This window comes from Burkholderia sp. AU33545 (assembly GCF_020419685.1).
In the GTDB taxonomy this organism is placed as follows: Bacteria; Pseudomonadota; Gammaproteobacteria; order Burkholderiales; family Burkholderiaceae; genus Burkholderia; species Burkholderia diffusa.
Genome location: NZ_JAIZRQ010000009.1, coordinates 111,945 through 134,433 on the forward strand (window position 1 = coordinate 111,945; position 22,489 = coordinate 134,433).

Consider the following 22,489-nt stretch of genomic DNA (forward strand, 5'->3'; position numbering starts at 1 on the left):
TTTCGGGTGGGCCGACGCGCGTGGCTCGCGGCCCGCGCCGCTCAGAACTTCAACATCATCTTGATCACCGCGGCGAAGCGCTTGCCATAGGGCGGAGCGATCAGCCCGCGGGTATTCAGGCGTGCCTGCGTGAGCACGGGCTTCATCTTCGAGAACGTCACGAAGCCGTCGTAGCCGTGATACGCGCCCATCCCGCTCGCGCCGACGCCGCCGAACGGCAAACTGCCGCACGCGATGTGCAGCAACGCATCGTTCACCGTCACGCCGCCGGAGATCGTTTCGCGCATCACGCGGTCGATCGTGCCCCCATCCTCATCGAACAGGTACAGCGCGAGCGGCCGCGGGCGCGCGTTCACGTACGCGATCGCCTCGTCGAGCCGCTCGTACGGCACGAGCGGGAGCAGCGGCCCGAAGATTTCCTCCTGCATCAGCTGCGACGCGGCCGGCACGTGCGTGACCGCGCACGGCACGAAGCGACGCGACGCGGGATCGGACGGCGCATCCGACAGCGGATGCAGTTGCGCGCCGGCGGCCTGCGCGTCAGTCGCGAGCTGTTGCAGCCGGGCGTAATGGCGCGGCGACACGATCGTCGTGTAGTCGCCGTTGGCCGACAGGTCCGGATACAGCTTCGCGAAGCGCTCCCGTGCGCGCTCGATGAACGCGGCTTCCATCCCGCGCGGCAGCAGCACGTAGTCGGGCGCGATGCAGGTCTGGCCCGCGTTCAACGTCTTGCCGCCGATGATCGCGTCGACGGCCGCGTCGAAGCGCGCATTCGGCCCGACGATCGCCGGCGACTTGCCGCCGAGCTCGAGCGTGACGGGGGTGAGATTGTCGGCCGCGGCGCGCATCACGTGGCGGCCGACGTGCGTCGAGCCGGTGAACAGCAGGTGATCGAACGGCAGTGCGGTGAACGCGGCGCCGATCTCCGCATCGCCGTTCACGACCGCGACATGGTCGCGCGAGAAGGTCTTCGCGATCAGCTGTTCAAATAGCGCCGACGTGCGCGGCGTTAGTTCGGACATCTTGACGATCGCGCGGTTGCCGGCGGCGAGTGCGCAGATCAGCGGCCCGGCCGCGAGCAGGACCGGATAGTTCCACGGCACGACGATGCCGACCACGCCGAGCGGCTGCGGCAGCACCTTCGCGCGCGCCGGCCGTAGCCACTTGTTCATCGGCTTGCGGATCGGCTTCATCCAGCGCTTGCCGTGCTTGAGCGCGTCGTCGATCTCTTCCTTCGCCATCCAGATTTCCGACAGCAGCACTTCCTGCTTCGCGCGATGCCCGAAGTCGGCGCTGATCGCATCGGCGAGCGCATCCGAGTGATCGATCAGCATCGTGCGCAGCGCGCGCAGGTGCTGCGCGCGGGTGTCCCACTCCGGGTATGGCGCGCGCAGGTAGGCCGCGCGCTGGTCGCGCAGCAGCGACGTCAAGGCATCGACTGACGGCAGCGCTTGCGGGGCCAGTTCGGGCAAATCGTTCTTCATTTCGTCTCCTCCAGTTGGGCGTGGCACGTCGGCCAGCAGTCAGGCCGCACGTACCCGCTCGGCGAGCGTGGCGGGGCGGGGCAGGATGGCGCGCGTCGCACGGCAGGGTGCCGGATGCGATGCACGGTCGAAAACAGGGTGCAGCGTGCGGCAAGCGTCGCATCCGCGCGACGGTGTTCGTGTCCGAAAACGGGATTGCGCGGTCCGCGCGTACGGCCGGACGCGATGTCCGGCCGGTGTGCGATGGCGCGCGGCGGGTACTTGCCGGCGCACCGAAGCAGGGCAGCGCGGTGCGTGCGGCGACGTGCGCACCGGCAGGTCGTGCCGCGCGTGCGACGAGCCGTCCAAACGGTCGGCGATACGTCGCGTCGTTCGATTTCGACCGGCCGCGCGCACGGTGTTGCACGTCACCGTCCGGGCATCCGTTTGAAATGAAATGCGGGCCGCGCGCGGTGCGTCCGGACAACCCGGTCGGCACGCGGCCTGCAGAGCGTCGCGCTGCATCGTCGTCTCCCCAGTTTCGCGACGGCGCGGCTTCTGGCGGCCGGTGCATCGCGTCGCATCAATCGATACATCTTAAATTTAGTTCACGCGGGCGTTTAGAGGAATCGCTCTTGAATCGGCGTGCCGCGCGCGCGGCGGCCATTCCTACAATGCCCGAACATTACAAGCGGGAGCCGGCCGCGCCGGGCGCCGTTCATGACACGAAGGAGACGTGACATGCAATACGACTACATCATCGTAGGCGGAGGGTCGGGCGGCTCGAGCCTCGCCAGCCGCCTTGCCGACGCATGCCCCGACGCGACGATCGCGTTGATCGAGGCCGGCTCGCACACGGAGCGCAACCTGCTCGTCAACATGCCGGTGGGAATCGCGGCGCTCGTGCCGTTCAAGCTCGGCACGAACTACGGTTACGAGACGGTGCCGCAGCCGGGCCTCGGCGGCCGCCGAGGATATCAGCCGCGCGGGCGCGGAATGGGCGGCTCGAGCGCGATCAACGCGATGATCTACACGCGCGGCCACCCGGGCGACTACGATGAATGGGCGCAACTCGGCGCGACGGGCTGGGGCTGGCAGGACGTGCTGCCGTATTTCCGCCGCGCGGAAGGCAACGCGCGCGGTGCCGATGCGTGGCACGGCGCGGACGGCCCGCTGACGGTGTCCGACCTGCGCTTTCGCAATCCGTTTTCCGAACGATTCATCCAGGCGGCGCACGCGGCCGGCTATCCGCTCAACAACGACTTCAACGGCGCGACGCAGGAAGGCGTCGGCTTCTATCAGGTCACGCATCGCGACGGCTCGCGCTGCAGCGTCGCGCGCGCATACATCTACGGCCGCGAGCGGCCGAACCTGCACGTGATCACCGACGCGACGGTGCTGCGCGTGGGCTTCGACGGCAAGCGCGCGGTCGGGGTCGTGGTGTCGCGCGACGGACGCGTCGAGACGCTCGGTGCACGCGCGGAAGTGATCCTGTCGGCCGGCGCGTTCAATTCGCCGCAACTGCTGATGTGCTCGGGGATCGGTCCGGCGGAACAGCTGCGCCGGCACGGGATCGCCGTCGTGCAAGACGCGCCGGACGTCGGCACGAACCTGATCGACCACATCGATTTCATCATCAACACGCGCGTGAATTCGTCGGAGCTGGTCGGCGTCTGCCTGCGCGGGATCGCGAAGATGACGCCGGCGCTCGTGCGCTACTTCTCGAGCCGCACCGGGATGATGACGAGCAACGTCGCGGAGGCCGGCGGCTTCATCAAGAGCGACCCGTCGCTCGATCGTCCGGACCTGCAGCTGCATTTCTGCACGGCGCTCGTCGACGACCACAACCGCAAGATGCACTGGGGCTTCGGCTATTCGCTGCACGTGTGCGCGCTGCGCCCGTTCAGCCGCGGCACGGTCGCGCTCGCGAGCGGCGATGCGCGCGACGCACCGCTGATCGATCCGCGCTTCTTCAGCGATACACGCGATCTCGACCTGCTCGTGCGCGGCGCGCAGGCGATGCGCCGGATCCTGTCGCAGGCGCCGCTCGCGTCGCAGGGCGGGCGCGAGCTCTACACGCGGGCGGACCAGAGCGAAGCCGAGCTGCGCGCGACGATCGTCGAGCATGCCGACACGATCTATCACCCGGTCGGCACCTGCCGGATGGGCTCGGATGCGCGCGCGGTCGTGGATCCGCAACTGCGCGTGCGGGGCGTCGAAGGGCTGCGGGTGGTGGATGCGTCGGTGATGCCGACGCTGATCGGCGGGAACACGAATGCGCCGTCGGTGATGATCGGCGAACGCGCGGCGGACTTCATCGTCGCGACACGCCGGGGCGGTGGCGTGCCGCGCAACGAGGCGGCCGCGGCGGCGCACGGCCGCTGAGCGGCGCGCACCGGCACACGACCGACGCGATGCTCAGGCGAACGTATCGACGAGGCCCGCGCGGCTCACGGTCGCGCCGGCCGCTGCGGATTGCACGGCGTCGACCGGTGCGTCGACGGCTGACGACCCGGCGCGCGCGCGCGGCGACGGCCGGCCGCCGGCGAAGCTTTGCTGCGGGTTCTGCTGCTGCGACGCCAGGCCGCCATCGCTGACGCTCGCGCTGCCCAGGCCGAGCCCGCCCGCTTCCATCGCTTCACGCAGTTTCGGCAGCGCGGCTTCCACCGCGTCGCGCACCTGCGCGTGCTGCGACACGAACAGCGCATGCGCGTGGTTGTCCGCGACGCGCAGCACGACCTGCAGCGGGCCGAGGTCCGGCGGGTTCAGCGTCAGCTCGGCGCTCTGCTGGTGCGCATTCGACAGGAACACGACTTTCTGGCTCAGCGCATCGGTCCAGTCGGCGGTGCCGACGTGCGGCGCCAGCACGTGTGCGTTGGCCGCGGCGATCGAGCTTGCGGCGGGCGATGCCTGGAGGTTCGCCTGTGCGGCTGCCGCAGCCGTTGCGGCGGCAGCGACCGTCGCGTCGGCGGCCGGGCTGGCGGTTTCCTCGGCGGCCGCGAATGCGTGCTGCGCGGCGGGCTGGGCCGTTGCGCCGGCCTGCAGCGCCGGTGCGGTGGCTTGCGTGGGCGCCTGCTGCGTCGCGAGCGCGCCTTTCGCGTCGGCGAGCGTGCGGTCGAAGGTCGGGACTTTCGGCGTCGGCGGCGTAGCGGCAGCCGAGGCGGACGTCGCCGCCGCGGGTGCTGCCGCTGTCGCAGCCGTGCCCGTCGCGGGCATCGCGATCGCGCCCGCGCCGCCGGTCAGCTTCGCAAGTGCCGCCTGCAGCGTGTCGCGACCCGACACCGGCACGGCAGGCTCGGCGGCCGCATCCTTGCTTGCGTGGTTCGTCAGCGCGGCCGTGGCGTCGGGCTGGCCGGACACGGCCGTCGTTTGCGCGGCGGTGGCAGCGGTATCGGCGCCGGCCGGCGCCGCGTCGTTCGCGCGCGTCTGCAGTTGCGCCTGCACGGCGGCTGCCGCGGCGAGCGCGGCGGCGTCCGGGTTGAGCGTCGCGATGGCGTCTTCGGTCGACTGGTCGTCGTCGCCGTGGTCGGCGGACTTCGTGCCGGCGGCGGATGTCGACGACGCCTGTTTCGTCGAGACGTCCGGCTTGCCGGCGATTGCCGCGTCGTGCCGCGTGACGACGCTTTGCTTCAGCGTCTGCGCGAACGGCATGGCGGCAGGGCTGCTTGCGGCATCGTTGCCGGCGGACTTGGCGGAGGCGGACGAACCCGCATCGCGGATCGCCTTGAGTGCGGTGCCGGCGGTGTCGAGCAGCACGCCGAGCAGGGGCAGGGGAGGCATGACGATTCTCTCGTTCGAAAGCGGTGAGCGGTTACGCTGAACGGGCCGCATCGGCCCGCATGCGCAGGATCTTCGCGGCGTGTTCGTCGGCGTCGCGCTGTTCGCGCTTCGCCGAACGCTGCGCTTCCTGCGCGACGCCGCGCGCCTGCAGGATTTCGTATGAACCGACGGTGCGTTTCTTCTGTTGCCAGTTGGGGCGCGCCTCGTCGATGCGGACTTCGGCTGCGGCCAGCACGTTGCGTTGCTGCACGATCGCCGCGTCGAGCGTATCGATGAACGCCTGGAAGTTGCGCCAGTTGCCGGCCGGCATCCCGTGTTGCGCGGACTGCGCGAAGCGCGCGTGATACTCGTCGCGATAGCGCAGCAGCGCATCGAGCTGGTCGGCGGCCGCGGTGCGGTCGCGCTGCGCGGTGCCGAGCTGCTTCGCGGCCGTGTCGAGATCTTCCTGCGCGCGGTCGAGCAGGAGTTGAAGGGGAAAGCCGTGTGCCATCGGGGTCAGCCTCCGTGTACGTCGAACAGCGCATCGAGCGCGCCGAGGCTCGACGCGAACGGCGCGCATTCGCGAAAGCCCTGCTGCAGGAACGATTCGATGCGCGGGTAGAGCGCGATCGCGCGGTCGAGCTGCGCGTCGCGGCCGGGCGCATAGGCGCCGACCGCGATCAGGTCGCGATTGCGCTGGTAGCGCGACAGCATCTGCTTGAACTGCCGCACGCGGTCGAGATGCGTTTCGTCGATCAGCGCGGTCATCGCGCGGCTGATCGACGCCTCGATGTCGATCGCCGGATAGTGGCCGGCTTCGGCGAGCGCGCGCGACAGCACGATATGGCCGTCGAGGATCGCGCGCGCCGAATCGGCGATCGGGTCCTGCTGGTCGTCGCCTTCGGTCAGCACCGTGTAGAACGCGGTGATCGAGCCGCCGCCTTCGGGCCCGTTGCCGGTGCGCTCGACGAGCGCGGGCAGCTTCGCGAACACCGACGGCGGATAGCCCTTGGTCGCGGGCGGCTCGCCGATCGCAAGCGCGATCTCGCGCTGCGCCATCGCGTAACGCGTCAGCGAATCCATCAGCAGCAGCACGTGCTTGCCCTGGTCGCGGAAATACTCGGCGAGCGACGTCGCGTAGGCCGCGCCCTGCATCCGCAGCAGCGGCGACACGTCGGCCGGCGCTGCGACGACGACCGAGCGCGCGAGCCCGTCCTCGCCGAGGATCTGTTCGATGAATTCCTTCACTTCGCGGCCGCGTTCGCCGATCAGCCCGATCACGATCACTTCCGCGCTGGTGTAGCGCGCCATCGTGCCGAGCAGCACCGACTTGCCGACGCCGGAACCCGCGAACAGGCCCATCCGCTGCCCGCGGCCGACGGTGAGCAGCCCGTTGATCGCGCGCACGCCGACGTCGAGCACGTGATGGATCGGCTCGCGATCGAGCGGGTTGATCGACGGCGCCGACAGCGGTGCGTCGACCTTCGACGCGAGGGGGCCGAGGCCGTCGAGCGGGCGGCCCGACGCGTCGACCACGCGCCCGAGCATTTCCCAGCCGACCGGCAGCCGCTTCGCACCGGCGAGTGGATCGGCGACGGGCGCGCTTTCCCGTGGCCACACACGCGCACCGGGCAAGACGCCTGCGACGTCGGTGGTCGGCATCAGGAACAGGCGATCGCCGGCGAAGCCGACGACTTCCGCTTCCGCGTGCGGCAGCGTGCTGCCGGGCGGCAATTCGATCGTGCATTCGGCGCCGACCGACAGGCGCAGCCCGATCGCCTCGAGCACGAGGCCCGCGGCGCGCGTGAGGCGCCCGCACGGGCGCAGCGGCAGCGCGCGGTGGCTGCGGGCCGCGAGCCCGTTCAGGTGCGTGCGCCAGTGCGCGAGGTGCGGATTGTGCGGCGCGCGCGGCGCATCGCCGGCGGTATCCGTCGCGGGCGCGTGCGTGCCGTGCGCGGCGCCATGCGCCGCTTCGAGGTCGAACGACGCATCGGGGCCGAACGACGCGAGCGCGAGCTCGCGCTCGAGCGGTGTCATCCCGTCGTACAGCACCGATTCGGGCGTGGGCGTCACCATGCGCTCACCTTGCCGATCGCGGCGGCGACGCGCTGCCAGCGGGTCGGCAGCGTCGCGTCGACCTCGCCGGTCGCGGCGTGCGCGCGGCAGCCGCCGCGCTCGATCGACGCGTCGGTGCGCACGTTCCAGCCGAGCGTATCGAGATCGTCCTGCAGATAGGCTTCGACGACGGGCAGGTCGGCCGGATTCACCACGAGATGCGGCGCGCCGGACAACGCCGGCTCGGCGGCGAGCACGTCGCGCACGGCCGCGACGAGCGCGGCCGGATCGTGCTTCACGTGCTGGCGCACGACCTGCTGCGCGATGTCGAGCGCGAGCTGCGCGAGCTCGGACGCGAGATCGTGCTCGACGCCCGACACGGCCTCGCGAAACGACGCGGCCAGCGCCGCAAGCTGCGCGGCCTGTTCGCGTGCTTCGGCCTGGCCGGCCTCGAAGCCTTGTTCGCGCCCCTGATCGAACCCGGCCTGGTAACCCAGTGCCTGGCCTTCGACGTGGCCGGCCGCATGGCCTTCGGCATGCGCGGCGTCGCGCACGCGCTGCAGCTCCTCGGCGAGCGCGGCGGCCGCCGCTGCCGCATCGTCGGGCGGCGGCGGGGGCGGCGGCGGATCGAACGACGCCATCTCCCACCGCTGGTATGCGGTGAGGGTGCCGGCGTGCTCGCGCGCGGAATCAGACATACGCGTCTTCCGCCTTGCCGCCGATCACGATCTGACCGCTCTCGGCGAGGTTGCGCACGATCTGCAGGATGCGGCGCTGCTGCGTCTCGACTTCGGACACGCGCACCGGGCCGCGCGCGTCGAGATCCTCGGCGAGCAGTTCGGCCGCGCGTTGCGACATGTTCGCGAGGAATTTCTGGCGCAGCGCGGGCGGCGCGCCCTTCAGCGCGATGATCAGCGTTTCCGACTCGACTTCCTTCAGCACCATCTGGATCGCGCGATCCTCGAGGTCGAGCAGGTTCTCGAACACGAACATCTGGTCGACGATCTTCTGCGCGAGGTCGGCGTCGTACTGGCGCACGCTCTCGAGCACGCCTTCCTCATGATTGCTCGTCATGAAGTTCAGGATCTCGGCCGCGGTGCGGATGCCGCCCATCGGGCTGCGCTTCAGGTTGTCGCTGCCGGACAGCAGGCCGGTGAGCACGTCGTCGAGCTCGCGCAGCGCGGCCGGCTGGATGCCGTCGAGCGTCGCGATCCGCAGCAGCACGTCGTTGCGCAGCCGCTCGGTGAAGCACGACGCGATCTCGGACGCCTGGTCGCGGTCGAGGTGCACGAGGATCGTCGCGATGATCTGCGGATGCTCGTTCTTGATCAGTTCCGCGACGGCGCCCGAGTCCATCCACTTCAGGCCCTCGATGCCGCTCGTGTCGCTGCCCTGCAGGATCCGGTCGATCAGCACGCCGGCCTTGTCCTCGCCGAGCGCCTTGGTCAGCACCGAGCGGATGTACTCGCTCGAATCGAGCGACAGCGCGGTGTGCTGCTCGGCTTCCTTCGCGAACTCGTGCAGCACCTCCTCGACCTGCTCGCGCGTGACGTTCTTCAGCGCGGCCATCGCGGCGCCGATCTTCTGCACCTCGCGCGGCGCGAGGAACTTGAATACTTCAGCGGCCTCTTCCTCGCCGATCGACATCAGCAGCAGCGCGCTCTTGGTCAGGCCTTCAGCGTTCATCGGACACCCAGTTCTTCACGACGGTGGCGACGATCTTCGGATCCTGGCGGGCGATCGTGCGCGCGTAGTCGAGGTTGCGTTCGTAGCGGTTCTTTTCGTTCTCGAAGCCGAGCAGCAGCGGATCGGGCTCGTCCGCCTGTTCCAGGGCGGGCAGGCCGTCGAGCGCGACCGGATCCTCCGGCGCCGCGAGTGCCGGTGCGGCCGGCTCGGGCGGCGGGAACGCGCGGCGCATCGCCGGGCGCACGAACATGAAATAGAGCGCCGCCGCAGCCGCCGCGATGCCGAGCCACTTCGCGGCTTCCTTCGCCATCGCGATCATGTCCGGCTGGCGCCACCACGGCAGGTCGGCGTACGGGTCAGTGGCGGTCGAGAACGCGCTGTTCACGACGTTGACCGAGTCGCCGCGCTTCTCGTCATAGCCCATCGCGTCCTTCACGAGCTGCTCGATCTGCGCGAGCTTCGCGGGCGGCAGCGGCTGCATCGTCACGTGGCCCTTCGCGTCGGCGACCGGCTGGTAGTTGACCACGACGGCGACCGACAACCGCTTCACGTTGCCCATCGGCTGCTCCACGTGGCGGATCGTCTTGTCGAGCTCGTAGTTGGTCGTCTGGTCCTTGCGGTCGCTGACGGGTGTCGACTGCGGCCCGTTCTGGCCGTTGCCGGCGACGATCGGCGCGGAGGCCGGCTGCGGCGGCGTGTTCGACAGCGCGCCCGGCACGCCCGATGCGCCGCCCTGCGCGAGTTCGGTCGCGCTGCTGGTCTGCTGGCTGCGGATCGCGGCCTGTTGCGGCGCGCCGTTCGGGCCGTAGCTTTCCGAGGTCTGCTCGAGCTTCGAGAAATCGATGTCCGCGCTGACCTGCGAGCGCGCGTTGCCGGTGCCGAAGATCGGCGCGAGGATCGCGTCGATGCGCTTTTGCGTGTTGTGCTCGACCTGCTGCACGTACTTGAGCTGGCTCGCGTCGAGGCCGGTGGCCGACGCGGTCTGCGTCAGCAGGTTGCCGTCCTGGTCGACGATCGTCACGTTCTTGGCCGGCATGTCGGGCACGCCGGACGACACCATCCGCGTGACCGCCTGCACCTGGCCCTCGTCGAGCACGCGGCCCGGGTAGAGGTCGACGAACACCGATGCGCTCGGCGCTTCCTTGTCGCGCACGAACACCGACGGCTTCGGGATCGCCAGATGCACGCGCGCCGTCTTCACGGCGTTGATCGACTCGATCGTGCGTTGCAGCTCGCCTTCGAGCGCGCGCTGGTAGTTCACCTGCTCGGCGAACTGGCTGATGCCGAATTTCTGGCTGTCCATCAGCTCGAAGCCGACCGAGCCGCCCTTGGGCAGGCCCATCGCGGCGAGCTTCAGGCGCGTTTCGTGTACCTGGTTCGACGGCACGAGGATCGCGCCGCCGGCGTCGGCGAACTTGTAGGGAACGTTTGCCTGCTGGAGCGCGGTGATGATCGCGCCGCCGTCGCGGTCCGACAGGTTGCTGTACAGCACGCGATAGTCGGGCGCGCGGCTCCACAGCACGAGCGCGGTGATCGCGGCGATGGCGAGCGCGACGGCGATCACGAACGGCAGTTTCGGGTTGCCCTTCATCCGCGTGATGCCGGGGATGCGTTCCGCGAAGCCGCCGAACCCGAAGTCCGCGCCGGCGCCGCCTGCTCCCGGCAACGCGGCGGCCGCGGTGGCGCCTGGCACCGGGCTGGCGAGGCCCGTGCGGGCGTCGGGGTTGATCAGCGAGTTGGCCTGCGAATCCATGCGTGGAATTTCTCCGGAGCGGGACGACTGAGCCGCTCGGACGAGCGGACGGACAATGACACGATGCGATTATCGGGACCGGGGCCCGACTCCGATCGACTGAAAAGAGCGGGGTTTCCCCCGTACTTTCGCGGCTTTGGCGCGCGCCGCGCTGCTATCCTTTTTCGCGATCCGGCATGGTGCGCGTCGTGCGGCGCCGTCGGAGCGCCCGGTGCGTCCGGGTCTCTACTCTCATATGTCTGGGGACAGCATGGCTGCCAACGTCAGCGGAATCGGTTCGGTGTTGCAACAGATGCAGGCGATGGCCGCGCAGGCGAGCGGCGGCGTCGCGAGCCCGACGGCGGCGCTCGCCGGTTCGGGCGCGGCGACGGCCGGCACGTTCGCGAGCGCGATGAAGGCGTCGCTGGACAAGATCAGCGGCGACCAGAAGCACGCGCTCGGCGAGGCGCAGGCGTTCGAGGTCGGCGCGGCGAACGTGTCGCTGAACGACGTGATGGTCGACATGCAGAAGGCCAACATCGGTTTCCAGTTCGGGCTCCAGGTCCGCAACAAGCTCGTGAGCGCGTACAACGACATCATGCAGATGTCCGTGTGACGGGCCCGGCAACCCGGGACGGCCAGCCGGCGATGGACATCCACGGGCGGCCGACCGGCGACGCGCCCGGTGAGCGGCCTGCCGGTCCGGCCGGCGGCCCGTGCGCCTAAAGCTTTTCAATTCCCTTCCGATAACTCTGGAACAAGGCCGCTTCATGCATTGCAGCGCGGCGGCCACCGCATAGCCAACGCAACACAAGGAGAAGCGCATGTTTTCCCCAGGACACGCTGGAGCCAGTGCATACGCGCGTGTCGGCGTCGAGACGGGGGTGATGGGCGCCTCCCCGCACCGGCTGATCGCGATGCTGTACCAGGGCGCGCGCCAGGCCATCGCGCTCGCGCGCATGCATCTGCAGCAGGGCAACGTGCCCGCACGCGGCGAAGCGATCGGCAAGGCGATCGGGATCGTCGAGAGCGGCCTGCAGGCGTCGCTGAACCGCGACGCGGGGGGCCAGATCGCCGGGCGCCTCGACGCGCTGTACACGTATATCGGCCGGCGCCTGCTGGAAGCCAACATGCACGCGAGCGACGCGATGCTGGTCGAGGTCGACGGGTTGCTCGCGACGCTCGAGGAAGCGTGGACGGGCATCGCTCCGGAAGTCGCGCGCATGGCCGCGCAACAGGCGGCGGGCGCGGCACGATGAATCTCAAGGCCGAATACTTCGCTCGCTACGAGGCGCTCGCGGCCGTTTCGGGCCGCATGCTGTCCGCGGCGCGCGGCGCGGAGTGGAGCGCGCTGCCGGAGTTGCAGGCCGAATTCCTGCGTCTCGTCGATGGGCTGAAGGAGGCCGATCCGGGCGTCGCGCTCGACCAGGACGACCTCGGTCGCAAGCTCGGGCTGATCCGCCGCATCCTCGCCGACGACGCCGCGATCCGCGATCTCGCGAGCCCGGAAGTCGCCCGGCTGTCCGCGCTGTTCGAGGCGCGGCGCTCGACCCAGGTATTGACCGATCTCTACCGCGCTCGCGGGTAGTGCCCGTTTGCCGGGGCGGCGGTTGCCGCCTGCCCGGCTTCCCAACGATGTGGCTGAGGTGAGCAGGCTCCGATCATGACCGGTATCGACTCCGTTGCGGCCGCCCTGCTGGCGAGTCGCCTCGACAGCCTGCTGACCGGCTCCGTGACGGCGCCCGCTGGCGGCGGCGCGACCGCGCAGGTCGGCACGCCGGGCGCCGGCGCGTCGTCGCCGTCTTCGACAGGGGCCCCGCCGGCGGCACCACCGGCATCCGCGCAGACCGCGCTGTCCGAGGTCGCGCTCGTGCTCGACGCGATCTCGCGCTCGGGCGGCATCGCGACGCCCGTGATCGCCGGGCGCACGCCGCTGCTGGCCGATCCTGCCGTGTTGCTGAGCACGGCGGCGGCCGTGCCGCCCGACGGGCAGCCGGCCGCCGGTCCGGCTGCGTCCGCCGCCGCGCCTTCCACCGCAACGCCTGCGTCAGACGTCGCGGCCGCGCGCGATGCGGCGGCCGCGTCGCCCGTCGCGGCGCTGCGTGCGGCGCTCGCGCAGGCCGTGAGCGAAAGCGGCCTCTTTTACGAATCCCATCTCGCGCAGTGGCTGGCCGGCCAGCGCCCGCTCGCCGCGCTGATGCGCGAACCGCAGGCGCGGCTCACGACCGCGCCGGTGCAGCCCGCCCCGGATGCCGCGCAGCAGGACGCACCCGACGTGCTCGACGAACTGCTCGCGCAGCGCCTGCCGCTACCGACGACAGCGCGAACGGCCACGCAGCCGGGCACGCCCGCGTCCGGCGGTGCGGTGCCGCGCGAGCTTGCACAGAACGCGGCTGCCGCCGCTCGGCAAGGTGCGGCGTCGGTCACGGCCGCGACGACCGACCCGCTCGGCGACCGCCCCGACACGCGCTGGACGCCCGCGCGCGCCGAACTGGGCGCCGCGTCGGCCGATCCGCAGGCGCAGGCGCCGGCTCCCGTACATCCGGCCGCCGTGCCGATCGTCCGGCAGCAGCTCGATGCGCTCGCGACCGACCAGTTCCGCTGGGCGGGCGAGGCGTGGCCCGGGGCGCGCCTCGACTGGACGATCGAGCCCGACGATCCGGGCGGCTCCGCGTCGCGCGGCGGCGAAGATGCAGGAAGCGGGATCGCATGGCGCACGCGGCTGACGCTCACGTTACCGTCGCTCGGCACGGTCGACGCGGAGCTGGTGCTCAATGGCGCGCAACTCGTCGCGCGACTGCGCGCGAATTCGGCCGGCGCCGACCGGCTCACGCGGAACGAGGCCGCGCTGCGGCAGCGGTTCGAGGGATCGGGGCTGCAGCTCGGCGGACTGTCGATCCGTGCGGTCGGCGACGAACCGGACGGCTTCGACCCGCTCGTCGCGCAGGCGGCCGCCGCCGCGTATGCGCGCAGCGCGGCGGGCGGCACGCCGGGCGCCGACGACGAGGTGCCGCGATGAGCATGGCGTCCCGCAAGCGCGCGACCGCGCTCGTCTACGATCCGAAGGGGGGCGATACCGCGCCGCGCGTGGTTGCTAAGGGGTACGGCCTGCTCGCCGAGATGATCGTCGCTCGGGCGCGGGATGCCGGGCTGTACGTGCATACCGCGCCGGAGATGGTGTCGCTGCTGATGCAGGTCGATCTCGACGACCGGATTCCGCCGCAGCTTTACCAGGCCGTCGCGGATTTGCTGGCATGGCTGTACGCGCTCGATCGGACCGAGCTCGGGCCGGGCGACGTCGCCCCGCACTTTCCGCTACCGCCGCTGCGCCGCTGATCGTTCGCCGGCCCGTTTTCCTTGCGAGATGCTGTCACAGTCTTTCACAATAATTTCGCCGGCATTTCCTTCTATTGACATGGATTGGCGTGCAGTCCGCGCGCTTCGTCGGTTATCGCCTGATATTCTTGTCGGTCGACGTTCGCCGTGGGATTGAGCGGGCGCGTCATTTGTGTAATGATATCCATTCTCATTTTCATGTTATCCGGGCGGCGCGCGTTTTTCGTGCGCTGCCCGTTGCTTTGAACGAATGGATACTCTCGCGTGAACGCGCCCGAAACGATCGCCCCGCCGCAGGCGGGCAGGCCCCCAGCGGGCGTCACCGTGCTGCATCCGGCCGCACGAACCCTGAGCGACGCCGAACTGGCGACGCGCCGCCAGCGCTCGCGCCGCGCGACCTTCATCAAATGGCTGCGCAAGGTGCATGGCTGGGTCGGGCTCTGGGGCGCGGTGCTCGGCCTGCTGTTCGGCGTGACGGGCGTGCTGCTCAACCACCGTGCGCCGCCGCTGAAGATCCCGACCGGCGAACCGCAGGTCGAGCAGATGCAGATCGCGTTGCCGGATCCGGCGCCGAAGTCGCCGGCCGCGATGACGAAGTGGCTGCAGCACGAACTGCACTTCGACGGCCGGCCGGGCCGCGTGCGCAAGGAGCCTGCGCAGCCGGTCGCCTGGGGCGACAAGCGCGTGATGCAGCCGGAGCACTGGCAGATGGGCCTGTTCGGTCCGCACCAGAGCCTGCAGGCCGAATATTGGGTCGGCAATGGCTACGTATCGGTGAAGCGCACCGGCAATACGTTCCTGACCACGCTGAACAACCTGCATCGCGGCGTCGGCATGAATCTCGGCTGGGTGTTGCTGATGGACACGATCGCCGGTTCGCTGATCCTGTTGTCGCTGACGGGCGTGCTGCTGTGGACGGAGCTGAACAAGCGCCGCACGGTCGGCGTCGTGCTGGTGGCAGGCTCCGTCGCCGCGGCGCTCGCCGCGGGTCTCGCCTGACTTGACCATCGACGTGCGCCGGTTGTCCGCCGGCGCATGACGGCCTCCGGCACGGCCATGCGCCACGGGGCAACCAGCTTCAGAGGCCGCAGGTCGCGCCGCTGTTCGCCGCGATCTCGCGGGCGGCCTTCGCGCCCTCGACCTGCAGGATCGTCGGCAGCGACACGTTGTTCTTCGCGGCCGTGATCTCGGCGAGGATCGAGATCGCGATTTCCGGCGGCGTGCGGCTGCCGATGTAGATGCCGGCCGGCCCGTGCAGCCGCGCCAGTTCCGCCTCGCTCAGGTCGAATTCGAGCAGCCGCTCGCGCCGGGCGGCGTTGTTGCGCCGCGAGCCGAGCGCGCCCACGTAGAACGCGGGCGTCTTCAGTGCCTCCATCAGCGCGAGATCGTCGAGCTTCGGGTCGTGCGTGAGCGCGATCACGGCTGAACGCGCGTCGAGTTTCATGTCGAGCACCGTGTCGTCGGGCATCGTGTGTACGACGCGCGTGCCCGTCACGTCCCACGCATCCGTGTACTCCTCGCGCGGATCGCAGACCGTCACCTGGTAATCGAGCCCGACCGCGATCTGGCACAGATAGCGCGACAACTGCCCCGCACCGATCACGAGCATCCGGTAGCGCGGCCCGTGTATCGTCACGAGCCGGTCGCCGTCGAACGCGAGCCCGTCGGTCGCCTGCGCGGGCGACAGCGACGCGCGGCCGGTCGCGAGCGTCATCGTGCGCGTGACGAGGCGGCCGGCCTCGACTTCCGCGCACAGCGCGGCGATCCCGCTGTCGGGCGTGAGCGGCTCCAGCACGAGCTGGATCGTGCCGCCGCAGGGCAGCCCGAAGCGGTGTGCTTCCTCGGCCGTCACGCCGTACTTGACGGCTTCCGGGCGTGCATCGGCCGCGATCCCGCTCGCATGCACGCGGGCGATCAGGTCGTCCTCGATGCAGCCGCCTGACACGGAGCCGACCACGAGGCCGTCCTCGCGCACCGCGAGCATCGCGCCCTCGGGGCGGGGTGACGAACCCCACGTCTTCACGACCGTCACGAGCAGCACGCGGCGCCCTTCGTCGAGCCAGCGCGCGCTGGATTTCAGTACATCGAGATCGACGCTTTCCATCATTCCGTTCCTGTTGCCGGACGGCCCGCCGGGCCGGGCCGTCGTTCGATGGCCGGATTATGAACCGCCCGGCGCGCGCGTGCTGGCAGCGTGCAAATCGTGCACGCAAATCCGGACGATCGGGCAAGAAATCGCGACGATCGGACAGCGATCGGGTGCGGGCGGGGCGCGGCGGCGCGTGTGGTGCGTGTGGTGCGCCACGCTCAAGGGGCGCCGATGGCCGGGCGGGTTCGGGCGGGGAGGGGGCGCGCACGGGGCCGGTGACGGCCCGGCGTGGCGTCGTGCCGCTGCGCGCGGCGTGCGCGCGCAGCGACGGCGGTCAATGCGCGTCGTGCTGACCGTGCGCGAGCTTCGAGTGGTGCCGCGAATACAGGAAGTAGATCACGAGGCCGATGACGAGCCAGATGCCGAACGCGGCCCACGTGACGGGTTGCAGGTTCAGCATCAGGAACAGGCACGCGCCGACCGCGAGGATCGGCACCACCGGCACGCCCGGGCAGCGGAATGCGCGCGGCAGTTCCGGGTGCGTGCGGCGCAGCACCAGCACCGCGATCGACACCATCGAGAACGCGGCGAGCGTGCCGATGTTGATCAGCTCGGCGAGCACGTTGAGTGGCACGAGCGCGGCGATCAGCCCGAAGAACAGGCCGACGAGCCAGGTCGTCAGGAACGGCGTCGCGTAGCGCGGATGCACGCGCGACAGCGCCGCCGGCAGCAGCCCGTCGCGCGACATCGCGAAGATGATGCGCGTCTGGCCGTAGCTCATCACGAGGATCACGGTCAGCATGCCGAGCACCGCGCCGAGATCGATGAAGCCCGCGACCCACTTCTCGCCGGCGATCTGCAGCGCATACGAGATCGGGTGCGACACGTTCGCGTACTGCGCCGACGGCACGATGCCGGTCGCGACTGCCGCGACCGTCACGTACAGCACCGCGCACACCGCGAGCGACGCGATGATACCGATCGGCAGGTCGCGTTTCGGATTCTTCACTTCCTCGGCCGCCGACGACACCGCGTCGAAGCCGATGAACGCGAAGAACATCACGGCCGCCGCGCCGAACACGCCGTTCCAGCCGTGCGGCATGAACGGCTTCCAGTTCGCTGGCGTGACGTGGAAGACGCCGACCGCGATCACGAGCAGCACGACCGACACCTTGATGAACACCATGATGTTGTTGATGCGGGTCGACTCGCGGATGCCGATCGACAGCAGCGTCGTGATCACCACCATCACGAGGAACGCCGGCAGGTTGAACCACGTGACGACGCCCGGAATCGCGCCGGGCGCGGCCGTCAGCACGGTCGGCAGCGTGAGCCCGAAGCCCTGCAGCAGCGACTGCAGGTAGCCCGACCAGCCGACCGACACGGCCGACGCCGCGAGGCCGTATTCGAGCATCAGGTCCCAGCCGATGATCCAGGCGACGAGCTCGCCGAGCGTCGCGTACGAGTACGTGTAGATCGAGCCCGCGACCGGAATCGTCGACGCGAATTCGGCGTACGACAGCGCCGCGAGGCCACACGCGATCGCGGCGATCACGAACGACAGCATCAGCGCGGGGCCGGCCTGCACGGCGCCCGTGCCGGTCAGCACGAAGATGCCGGTGCCGATGATCGCGCCGATGCCGAGGAAGGTGAGGTCGATTGCGCCGAGCGCTTTCTTGAGCCCGGCGCCGTGTGCGCCGGCGATCATGCGATCGACGTTTTTCTTGCGGAAGAGGGACATTGCGGATGAGTCTCCAGCGCGCGCGAGCGCGGCGGCGCCGAGTGAGTGAAAACCCGTAATTTTAGCCGATTTGGCGTGGAAGACCCGCTGCGGCGCAGCGGCGCGCTCGGGAATCGTCCGATAAAACAAGCGCTTGTGTGCGTCGTTCGGCGCACCGGGCCCGGCGCGGAGCCGGCCGGCGCGGTGAGGACGATGAATCAGGCGCCCGACGCGGGCGCCATGTCGACGAGCCGGTTGCTCATCACGTAGAACGTCAGTTCCGCGTTGTTCGACAGCCGCATCTTCTCGAGCAGCCGCGACCGGTACACGCTGACCGTCTTCACCGACAGCGACAGCGTGTTCGCGATGTCGGTGAGGCGCTTGCCCGACGCCAGCATGCAGAGCGTCTGGTATTCGCGGTCGGACAGCTTCTCGTGCGGCAGCGGTTCGTTCTCGAACGACACGTATTCGGCAAGCGCCTCGGCCATCGCCGGGCTCACGTACTTGCGGCCGGCCGCGACCTGCTGGATCGCGCCGATCATCTGCGCGGCATTCACCGTCTTCGACAGGTAGCCGGCCGCGCCGGCCTTCAGCGCGCGCACCGCGTACTGGTCCTCGCGATACATCGAGAACATCAGCACCGGCGCGCCCGGCAGCTTGCGCTTGATGCGCTTGAGCACCTCGATGCCGTTCGTGTCCGGCAAGGAGATGTCGAGCAGGATCACGTCGAAGGCCTGGCGGTCGACGGCGGCCACCGCATCGCTGCCGGTCTCGGCTTCGGTCACGTTACGCGCGATGCCGCGGTCGATCAGCAGATGGCGGATCCCTTGCCGGACGATCGCGTGATCGTCCACGAGCAGGATGTTCAGGCTCATGAGGGCCTCACGAAAGCGATGCGCGGCGCGCGGCCGCCGGCTCCGCGAACAGCGAGTCCCACGCGAAGCGCGCGGTGACGCGCGTGCCGCGCCCCGCTTCCGGTGCGCTCGCGTCGAAGCTGCCGCCGAACGCCTCGCAGCGTGCGCGCATTCCGGCGAGACCGTAGCCGGTGCGCCGGCTACGTGCAAGACCGGTCCCATCGTCGGTGACGATCAGGGACATATGTGATTCGTCGGTGTCGATCTGCACGTCGACGGATGTCGCGCGCGCATGCTTCGCGACGTTCGACAGCGCTTCCTGCGCGACGCGGAAGATGGCGAGCGCGCCGGCGCCGCCGAGCTGCGTGAGTCGCGCGTCGGCCGCGCAGACGAAGCTCGTGCGCAGGCCGGTGCGGGCCGTGTGGCTGTCGACCCACGTCGACAGGGCGCCGACGACGCCGCCGTCGAGTGCCGGCGTGTCGCGCTCGTCGATCAGCTGGCGGTTGGCGTCGGTGGCGGAGTCGAGCGCCTGCTGCGCCAGCTCGAGCGCGCGCAGGCAGCCGTCCGGCGCATCGGCCGGCAGCCACGTTTGAACGTTTGCCAGCGCGAAACGCGCGGCGGTGAGTTCGGCGCCGAGTCCGTCATGCAGTTCGCCGGCGAGATGGCGGCGGGCCGCCTCGTCGGCAACCATCAGCTGGAGGGACAGCGCCGCGATCCGGGCGGCGGACGTGTCGTGTTCGGGCAGGGCTTCGGCCACGGGCGCGGCTGTGTCGCAGTCGAGCGGCTGCGACGGGAACGGGGCGTGAGCGCCCGTGGGCGCATTGAGCGACGTAACCATGACTCTCCCTGCTATCAGAAAGCGGTTCGGACACCGGCTGGCTGCCTGGATCGGCTGCCGTTTCGATGACGGCAGCCGCCAGAGAATCGCCCCGTACCGAGGTAACAAAAGTTACATCTTGTAACGTTTGAGTCCGACCCTCCAATGGTCGCCGAATCGGCGACCGCGCGGGGCGAATAATATCTCAAAAATTTGGAAAACGTCATGCCAGGCGGACATTTAAGGGTAAATGTGAATAATCCGAGTGAAGCTGTTGTAGGAAAAACACTGACACGGAAGCACCTGGATGGTGCGTATCAAAATGTAACGATTTGCCATGGAATGATCGTGGTTTGTTACGAATTCGCCAAGTAGGGGCGAAAAAAAACCGGAGCTTTTTGCTCCGGTTCTTGATGCTGCACAAATTCGGGGATCGATCAGTCCACGAATGCGCGTTCGATCACGTAGTGACCCGGCGCGCTGTTCTTGCCTTCGACCAGGCCGGCCTGCTTCAGCAGGTCCGTCGTGTCCTTCAGCATCGCGGTGCTGCCGCACAGCATCACGCGGTCGTTTTCCGGCGAGAACGCCGGCACGCCGAGGTCCGTGAACAGCTTGCCCGTCGCGATCAGGTCGGTGATCCGGCCCTCGTTGTCGAACGCCTCGCGCGTGACCGTCGGGTAGTAGACGAGCTTTTCCTTGATGATGTCGCCGAGGTACTCGTGGCCCGGCAGGTCGTGCTTGATGTAGTCCATGTACGCCAGCTCGCCCTTCAGGCGGCAGGTGTGCGTCAGGATGACCTTGTCGAAGCGTTCGTAGATGTCCGGATCGCGGATGATCGACATGAATGGGGCGAGGCCCGTGCCGGTCGACAGCATCCACAGCGTCTTGCCGGGCAGCAGGTTGTCGGCGACGAGCGTGCCGGTCGGCTTCTTGCCGATCAGCACCGAGTCGCCCACCTTCAGGTGCTGCAGGCGCGACGTCAGCGGGCCGTTCTGGACCTTGATGCTGAAGAATTCGAGGTGCTCTTCGTAGTTCGGGCTGACGATCGAGTAGGCACGCGCGAGCGGCTTGCCGTCGACCTCGAGGCCGACCATCGTGAATTCGCCGTTGTTGAAGCGCAGGCTCGGCTCACGGGTGCAGGTGAAGCTGAAAAGCGTGTCGGTCCAGTGATGGACGGATTGGACGGTGGCGGTGTCGTATTTGCTCATGGCTTTGAAAACGGACGCGCGTAGCGGACGCGTGTAACGGGCCCAAAAACGGGCAAAAAACCGAGTGCGTCGGCCCGATCGCGGATCGGCCGGCCGGCGCGTCGGACACGCGCCTTCTCGATGACAGACGATTGAGGAACTGGTTATTTTACCCTGCTTGGGGCAGATGCGGGCTTGACCCGCGCGGCTGCGCGGATTTGGCGCAACGAAATCTTGCAACCGGCTTTCAGCGATCGGCCGCGAGCTTCGCGCCCAGCCCGACGAGCGCGGCGCCGCACAGCGCGTCGAGTGGACGCCGCGCGCGGCGGTAGCCGCGCTGCGCACGCGGGCTCGCGAACAGGAACGCGACGCACGAATACTCATGGCGGGCGCGGCGGCGGGCCGGCAAATCGCTACTCTAGCGCGCAGCCCTGCTGCTGCGCTACCGCGTCACTGCGGATCGAGGCGCAGCCGCGCGATATACGGCAGGTGGTCCGACAGCCACGCGGTTTCGCCCGACGGCGCCTGCCATTCGAGCGGCGTCAGCCCGCGCACGAACATCTTGTCGAGCGCGAGCGCCGGGGAGAACGCGGGGAACGTGCGGCCCGACTGGCCGAGCAGCGTCGCGACCTCGGACAGCCCGATCTCGCCGAACAGCGCGACCGAATCGTTGCGCCAGTCGTTGAAGTCGCCGGCGAGCACGAGCGGGTCGTCGCCCGCGTTGCGCACGATCCAGTGCGCGATCCAGTGCATCTGGCGCAGCCGCGCCGCGCGCGTGAGCGCGAGGTGCGCGCACAGCAGCGTGACGGGCCGTGCGCCCGCGAGCGTCGCGCGCGCGACCAGCAGCCCGCGCCGCTCGAAGCGGTGCGCGGAGATGTCCCATCGGCCGCCGAGGTCGAGCGGATGCGGCGACAGGATCGCGTTGCCGTGCCGCCACGACGGCTTGAACACGTTCGGTCCGAGCGCGATCTGCCAGTCGAGCGCCTGCGCGATCTCGGTGGCCTGGCAGTGCCACACGTCGTCGACCGTGTCGTCCATCGGCGCGCCGAAGCCGGGGGCGAGCATCGGGCGCGGCATGCGGCGCGCCATCGCCTCCTGCAGGAAATACACGTCCGCGTGCGTCGACTGCATCCAGTTGCGCATCGCGTTCCATGCGGTGAAGCCGAGCGGCGAGCGGCCCTTGTGCAGGTTCCAGCTGACCGCGGTGATTTCGTCGGGCGCGGCGTGCGGCTCGGCGAACGGCAAGGACAGGGCGTCGGCGGACATGGCGCTCAGTCCTTCGTGACGTGCGCGCGCACGCGGTAGACGAGATGCGGGCGCTGCTCGACGAGCGTCCAGTCGGTCCATGCGTCGCCGCCGACCGACAGGCCCGGATGGCTCGCGACGATCTGCCGCGGCGACGCGGGCAGGCACGGATCGCTGCGCGTCGCGTTTTCGTCGTCGAGGGTTTCCTGCACGTCGAGCGCGAGCGACACCGTGTGCGCGGCGTCGTCGACGGTGAGCGGCGCGACCGTCACCGAGCGCGAGCGCTCGGTCGGCACGACGCGCGCGGCATTGCCGCAGCCGACGGGCACGGCGGACGGATAGCGATGGGTGTCGGTACGGGTTTGACCCACGGTGGTGCGTTGCTGGAACGTGTCGATCGTCTGACCGTCGCGCACCACCTGGATCTCCCACGCGACGACGGCCGGTGCGGGGCTCTGCGCATGGGCCGCGAGCGCGGCGCTCGCGAGCAGGACGGCCAGGCCGTGTTTCAGCATGAAACTTCTCCGGAAACGCGGGGTAGCGGGG

21 protein-coding genes and 1 pseudogene are annotated in these 22,489 nt (G+C 69.5%); 7 read left to right on the forward strand and 15 right to left on the reverse strand.

Annotated elements, in window-relative coordinates:
* Window positions 1–41: 41 nt before the first annotated feature.
* A complete protein-coding gene (locus LGM71_RS27675) occupies window positions 42–1,484 on the reverse strand; it encodes a coniferyl aldehyde dehydrogenase (RefSeq protein WP_226117593.1) in 1,443 nt (480 codons plus the stop codon).
* Window positions 1,485–2,204: 720 nt separating this feature from the next.
* Between LGM71_RS27675 and LGM71_RS27680 the strand changes: the two genes are divergently transcribed.
* Window positions 2,205–3,848: a GMC family oxidoreductase gene (locus LGM71_RS27680; RefSeq protein ID WP_124626995.1), complete on the forward strand. Its 1,644-nt coding sequence runs from the start codon at window positions 2,205–2,207 to the stop codon at window positions 3,846–3,848.
* A gap of 33 nt (window positions 3,849–3,881) precedes the next feature.
* Here the strand turns inward: LGM71_RS27680 and LGM71_RS27685 are convergent, their stop codons facing one another.
* From LGM71_RS27685 to fliF, 6 genes are read right to left on the reverse strand one after another with little or no spacing between them, the layout of a single operon-like run.
* Complete coding sequence (locus tag LGM71_RS27685; RefSeq protein WP_226117595.1) at window positions 3,882–5,243, reverse strand: flagellar hook-length control protein FliK; 1,362 nt, start codon at window positions 5,241–5,243, stop codon at window positions 3,882–3,884.
* Between the two features lie 31 nt (window positions 5,244–5,274).
* Window positions 5,275–5,733 carry a flagellar export protein FliJ gene (fliJ, locus tag LGM71_RS27690; protein ID WP_226117597.1) on the reverse strand — a complete coding sequence of 153 codons (459 nt, stop codon included), beginning with the start codon at window positions 5,731–5,733 and terminating at the stop codon, window positions 5,275–5,277.
* A 5-nt stretch (window positions 5,734–5,738) separates the two neighbouring features.
* Complete coding sequence (gene fliI, locus LGM71_RS27695) at window positions 5,739–7,298, reverse strand: flagellar protein export ATPase FliI (RefSeq protein WP_226117599.1); 1,560 nt, start codon at window positions 7,296–7,298, stop codon at window positions 5,739–5,741.
* Entirely contained in the window at window positions 7,292–7,975 is a 684-nt protein-coding gene (gene fliH, locus LGM71_RS27700; protein WP_059607427.1) for a flagellar assembly protein FliH, read from the reverse strand. The genes fliI and fliH overlap by 7 nt, the downstream gene beginning before the upstream one ends.
* Window positions 7,968–8,963, reverse strand: coding sequence for a flagellar motor switch protein FliG (fliG, locus tag LGM71_RS27705; protein ID WP_059679006.1), 996 nt, complete (start codon window positions 8,961–8,963; stop codon window positions 7,968–7,970). Before fliG ends, fliH begins: the two co-directional genes overlap by 8 nt.
* A complete protein-coding gene (gene fliF, locus LGM71_RS27710) occupies window positions 8,953–10,716 on the reverse strand; it encodes a flagellar basal-body MS-ring/collar protein FliF (RefSeq protein WP_124626985.1) in 1,764 nt (587 codons plus the stop codon). Before fliF ends, fliG begins: the two co-directional genes overlap by 11 nt.
* A 250-nt stretch (window positions 10,717–10,966) precedes the next feature.
* Between fliF and fliE the strand changes: the two genes are divergently transcribed.
* From fliE to LGM71_RS27740, 6 genes are all read left to right on the forward strand, one after another.
* Window positions 10,967–11,311 (forward strand): flagellar hook-basal body complex protein FliE, encoded by a 345-nt coding sequence (fliE, locus tag LGM71_RS27715; RefSeq protein WP_059448462.1) that lies wholly within the window; start codon window positions 10,967–10,969, stop codon window positions 11,309–11,311.
* A gap of 208 nt (window positions 11,312–11,519) precedes the next feature.
* Entirely contained in the window at window positions 11,520–11,954 is a 435-nt protein-coding gene (gene fliS, locus LGM71_RS27720; protein ID WP_059535013.1) for a flagellar export chaperone FliS, read from the forward strand.
* Window positions 11,951–12,283 (forward strand): flagellar protein FliT, encoded by a 333-nt coding sequence (locus LGM71_RS27725; protein ID WP_151052763.1) that lies wholly within the window; start codon window positions 11,951–11,953, stop codon window positions 12,281–12,283. Before fliS ends, LGM71_RS27725 begins: the two co-directional genes overlap by 4 nt.
* A 75-nt stretch (window positions 12,284–12,358) precedes the next feature.
* Entirely contained in the window at window positions 12,359–13,714 is a 1,356-nt protein-coding gene (locus LGM71_RS27730; protein WP_226117601.1) for a flagellar hook-length control protein FliK, read from the forward strand.
* Window positions 13,711–14,031 carry an EscU/YscU/HrcU family type III secretion system export apparatus switch protein gene (locus LGM71_RS27735; protein ID WP_226117603.1) on the forward strand — a complete coding sequence of 107 codons (321 nt, stop codon included), beginning with the start codon at window positions 13,711–13,713 and terminating at the stop codon, window positions 14,029–14,031. The genes LGM71_RS27730 and LGM71_RS27735 overlap by 4 nt, the downstream gene beginning before the upstream one ends.
* 264 nt (window positions 14,032–14,295) lie before the next feature.
* A complete protein-coding gene (locus tag LGM71_RS27740; RefSeq protein WP_226117605.1) occupies window positions 14,296–15,030 on the forward strand; it encodes a PepSY-associated TM helix domain-containing protein in 735 nt (244 codons plus the stop codon).
* A gap of 79 nt (window positions 15,031–15,109) precedes the next feature.
* Here LGM71_RS27740 and LGM71_RS27745 read toward each other — a convergent pair whose 3' ends face one another.
* The 8 genes and pseudogenes from LGM71_RS27745 to LGM71_RS27780 all read right to left on the reverse strand — a co-directional run bounded on the left by LGM71_RS27745 (window position 15,110) and on the right by LGM71_RS27780 (window position 22,458).
* Window positions 15,110–16,135, reverse strand: a complete 1,026-nt coding sequence (locus tag LGM71_RS27745; protein ID WP_059607548.1) for an XdhC family protein — start codon at window positions 16,133–16,135, stop codon at window positions 15,110–15,112.
* Between the two features lie 319 nt (window positions 16,136–16,454).
* Window positions 16,455–17,861, reverse strand: a complete 1,407-nt coding sequence (locus LGM71_RS27750; protein WP_124902934.1) for an amino acid permease — start codon at window positions 17,859–17,861, stop codon at window positions 16,455–16,457.
* Window positions 17,862–18,058: 197 nt separating this feature from the next.
* On the reverse strand, window positions 18,059–18,715 hold the full coding sequence (rqpR, locus tag LGM71_RS27755; RefSeq protein ID WP_059607410.1) for a response regulator transcription factor RqpR: 657 nt from the start codon (window positions 18,713–18,715) through the stop codon (window positions 18,059–18,061).
* A 7-nt stretch (window positions 18,716–18,722) separates the two neighbouring features.
* A complete protein-coding gene (rqpS, locus tag LGM71_RS27760; RefSeq protein ID WP_226117607.1) occupies window positions 18,723–19,532 on the reverse strand; it encodes a quorum system sensor histidine kinase RqpS in 810 nt (269 codons plus the stop codon).
* Between the two features lie 416 nt (window positions 19,533–19,948).
* Complete coding sequence (locus LGM71_RS27765; RefSeq protein WP_059535031.1) at window positions 19,949–20,719, reverse strand: ferredoxin--NADP reductase; 771 nt, start codon at window positions 20,717–20,719, stop codon at window positions 19,949–19,951.
* Between the two features lie 226 nt (window positions 20,720–20,945).
* A pseudogene (locus LGM71_RS27770) lies at window positions 20,946–21,077 on the reverse strand (LysE family translocator); the annotation flags it as partial.
* Window positions 21,078–21,148: 71 nt separating this feature from the next.
* On the reverse strand, window positions 21,149–21,964 hold the full coding sequence (locus LGM71_RS27775; protein ID WP_059607406.1) for an endonuclease/exonuclease/phosphatase family protein: 816 nt from the start codon (window positions 21,962–21,964) through the stop codon (window positions 21,149–21,151).
* 5 nt (window positions 21,965–21,969) lie between these two features.
* Complete coding sequence (locus LGM71_RS27780) at window positions 21,970–22,458, reverse strand: hypothetical protein (RefSeq protein ID WP_174909410.1); 489 nt, start codon at window positions 22,456–22,458, stop codon at window positions 21,970–21,972.
* Window positions 22,459–22,489: the final 31 nt, after the last annotated feature.

Coding starts and splice junctions, on each gene's coding strand:
- LGM71_RS27725 (WP_151052763.1), top strand. CDS start 11,951: ATGAATCTCAAGGCCGAATACTTCGCTCGCTACGAGGCGCTCGCGGCC.
- fliJ (WP_226117597.1), bottom strand. CDS start 5,733: ATGGCACACGGCTTTCCCCTTCAACTCCTGCTCGACCGCGCGCAGGAA.
- fliG (WP_059679006.1), bottom strand. CDS start 8,963: ATGAACGCTGAAGGCCTGACCAAGAGCGCGCTGCTGCTGATGTCGATC.
- LGM71_RS27685 (WP_226117595.1), bottom strand. CDS start 5,243: ATGCCTCCCCTGCCCCTGCTCGGCGTGCTGCTCGACACCGCCGGCACC.
- rqpS (WP_226117607.1), bottom strand. CDS start 19,532: ATGGTTACGTCGCTCAATGCGCCCACGGGCGCTCACGCCCCGTTCCCG.
- fliS (WP_059535013.1), top strand. CDS start 11,520: ATGTTTTCCCCAGGACACGCTGGAGCCAGTGCATACGCGCGTGTCGGC.
- LGM71_RS27735 (WP_226117603.1), top strand. CDS start 13,711: ATGAGCATGGCGTCCCGCAAGCGCGCGACCGCGCTCGTCTACGATCCG.
- LGM71_RS27745 (WP_059607548.1), bottom strand. CDS start 16,135: ATGGAAAGCGTCGATCTCGATGTACTGAAATCCAGCGCGCGCTGGCTC.
- LGM71_RS27750 (WP_124902934.1), bottom strand. CDS start 17,861: ATGTCCCTCTTCCGCAAGAAAAACGTCGATCGCATGATCGCCGGCGCA.
- rqpR (WP_059607410.1), bottom strand. CDS start 18,715: ATGAGCCTGAACATCCTGCTCGTGGACGATCACGCGATCGTCCGGCAA.
- LGM71_RS27780 (WP_174909410.1), bottom strand. CDS start 22,458: ATGCTGAAACACGGCCTGGCCGTCCTGCTCGCGAGCGCCGCGCTCGCG.
- fliF (WP_124626985.1), bottom strand. CDS start 10,716: ATGGATTCGCAGGCCAACTCGCTGATCAACCCCGACGCCCGCACGGGC.
- LGM71_RS27765 (WP_059535031.1), bottom strand. CDS start 20,719: ATGAGCAAATACGACACCGCCACCGTCCAATCCGTCCATCACTGGACC.
- LGM71_RS27730 (WP_226117601.1), top strand. CDS start 12,359: ATGACCGGTATCGACTCCGTTGCGGCCGCCCTGCTGGCGAGTCGCCTC.
- fliE (WP_059448462.1), top strand. CDS start 10,967: ATGGCTGCCAACGTCAGCGGAATCGGTTCGGTGTTGCAACAGATGCAG.
- LGM71_RS27680 (WP_124626995.1), top strand. CDS start 2,205: ATGCAATACGACTACATCATCGTAGGCGGAGGGTCGGGCGGCTCGAGC.
- LGM71_RS27775 (WP_059607406.1), bottom strand. CDS start 21,964: ATGTCCGCCGACGCCCTGTCCTTGCCGTTCGCCGAGCCGCACGCCGCG.
- LGM71_RS27675 (WP_226117593.1), bottom strand. CDS start 1,484: ATGAAGAACGATTTGCCCGAACTGGCCCCGCAAGCGCTGCCGTCAGTC.
- fliI (WP_226117599.1), bottom strand. CDS start 7,298: ATGGTGACGCCCACGCCCGAATCGGTGCTGTACGACGGGATGACACCG.
- fliH (WP_059607427.1), bottom strand. CDS start 7,975: ATGTCTGATTCCGCGCGCGAGCACGCCGGCACCCTCACCGCATACCAG.